The 409-nt window shown below is 56.2% G+C and carries 1 protein-coding gene; it reads right to left on the bottom strand.

Going from position 1 to position 409, the window contains the following annotated elements:
• Positions 1-409 (bottom strand): alpha/beta hydrolase fold domain-containing protein (locus tag ACEWB7_RS18230; RefSeq protein ID WP_411581121.1); only part of this gene is annotated, 409 nt, incomplete at both ends.

Here is a 409-nt window from a genome sequence, read left to right as displayed (position 1 = left end):
GGCTGCTGGTGCGCCTGTAATGTCTGGTGCAGCAAGCGGCTGTCATCAATGAGCGGATCAAACTCCGCGCTGGCAATAAAGCAGGGCGGCACATCGCGCGTGAGATCGTTATTAAACAGACAATACCAGGGCGATTCCCGATCTTCATCGTTACGCAGATAGGCCTTTTCGTACATGTCCAGATCTTCACGCGTCAGGCCGTCCCACGCGCCGCCGAACAGACGGCGGCTTACCGAATCTTGCAACCCATACAGCCCATACCACAACAGAATCGCGATAACGTTACCGCAGCGAATGTGCTTATCACGTAGCCAGAGCGCGCTGGCAAGCGCCAGCATGGCGCCTGCGGAATCTCCGGCGAAACCGATTTCCTCCACGTTGAGCGAGTATTCATCGGCATGTTGAGAGA

Origin of the sequence: Acinetobacter sp. NIOH-H-8 (assembly GCF_046635365.1) — a bacterium.
In the GTDB taxonomy this organism is placed as follows: domain Bacteria; phylum Pseudomonadota; class Gammaproteobacteria; order Pseudomonadales; family Moraxellaceae; genus Acinetobacter.
The sequence above is the reverse complement of the archived record's forward strand: the minus strand, read 5'-3'. Positions and strand labels throughout refer to the sequence as shown.